Origin of the sequence: Pediococcus pentosaceus, from assembly GCF_001437285.1 — a bacterium.
GTDB lineage: Bacteria > Bacillota > Bacilli > Lactobacillales > Lactobacillaceae > Pediococcus > Pediococcus pentosaceus.
In genome coordinates this window covers 1-1,561 of record NZ_JQBF01000024.1, presented here as the reverse complement: position 1 = coordinate 1,561, position 1,561 = coordinate 1, and the positions used below count along the sequence as shown (strand labels likewise).

Annotated in this window: 2 rRNA genes; both read left to right on the top strand. The window is 51.6% G+C overall.

Features of this window, described 5'->3' with window-relative positions:
* Positions 1–1,350: ribosomal RNA gene (locus IV86_RS08545) — 23S ribosomal RNA — on the top strand; the annotation flags it as partial.
* Between the two features lie 94 nt (positions 1,351–1,444).
* Positions 1,445–1,561, top strand: a 5S ribosomal RNA gene (gene rrf / locus IV86_RS08540).

The following is a 1,561-nucleotide window of genomic DNA, read 5'->3' as shown; positions in this document are numbered from 1 at the left end:
GGGGAGCGAAATTTAAGTAGCGAAGTTCCTGACGTCACACTGCCGAGAAAAGCTTCTAGTTAGAGTTTAGCTACCCGTACCGCAAACCGACACAGGTAGTCGAGGAGAGTATCCTAAGGTGAGCGAGAGAACTCTCGTTAAGGAACTCGGCAAAATGACCCCGTAACTTCGGGAGAAGGGGTGCTGATCGCAAGATCAGCCGCAGTGAAAAGGCCCAGGCGACTGTTTATCAAAAACACAGGTTTCTGCAAAATCGTAAGATGACGTATAGGGGCTGACGCCTGCCCGGTGCTGGAAGGTTAAGGGAATGAGTTAGCGTAAGCGAAGCTCTGAACTGAAGCCCCAGTAAACGGCGGCCGTAACTATAACGGTCCTAAGGTAGCGAAATTCCTTGTCGGGTAAGTTCCGACCCGCACGAAAGGCGTAACGATCTGGGCACTGTCTCAACGAGAGACTCGGTGAAATTATAATACCCGTGAAGATGCGGGTTACCCGCGACAGGACGGAAAGACCCCATGGAGCTTTACTGTAACTTGATATTGAGTGTTTGTACAGCTTGTACAGGATAGGTAGGAGCCGTAGAATCCGGAACGCTAGTTTCGGAGGAGGCAATGGTGGGATACTACCCTCGTTGTATGAACCCTCTAACCCGCGCCACTAATCGTGGCGGGAGACAGTGTCTGGTGGGCAGTTTGACTGGGGCGGTCGCCTCCTAAAGAGTAACGGAGGCGCCCAAAGGTTCCCTCAGAATGGTTGGAAATCATTCGTAGAGTGTAAAGGCAGAAGGGAGCTTGACTGCGAGACAGACAGGTCGAGCAGGGACGAAAGTCGGGCTTAGTGATCCGGTGGTACCGTATGGAAGGGCCATCGCTCAACGGATAAAAGCTACCCTGGGGATAACAGGCTTATCTCCCCCAAGAGTTCACATCGACGGGGAGGTTTGGCACCTCGATGTCGGCTCATCGCATCCTGGGGCTGTAGTCGGTCCCAAGGGTTGGGCTGTTCGCCCATTAAAGCGGTACGCGAGCTGGGTTCAGAACGTCGTGAGACAGTTCGGTCCCTATCCGTCGCGGGCGTAGGAAATTTGAGAGGCGCTGTCCTTAGTACGAGAGGACCGGGATGGACACACCGCTGGTGTACCAGTTGTTCCGCCAGGAGCATCGCTGGGTAGCTATGTGTGGATGAGATAAACGCTGAAAGCATCTAAGTGTGAAACTCACCTCGAGATTAGATTTCCCATTGCCTTCGGGCAAGTAAGACCCCTGAAAGATGATCAGGTAGATAGGCTAGAAGTGGAAGTGTAGTGATACATGGAGCGGACTAGTACTAATCGGTCGAGGACTTAACCAAGTAGAAGTGGTTGAATCTCGAAGGAAAAAATAGATATTGTTCAGTTTTGAGAGAACAAAAGTTTTCTCAAGTGATAACGTAAGTTAGCACAGAGTGTGGTGACGATAGTGAGAAGGATATACCTGTTCCCATGTCGAACACAGAAGTCAAGCTTCTTAACGCCGAGAGTAGTTGGGGGATCGCCCCCTGCGAGGGTAGGACGTTGCCATGC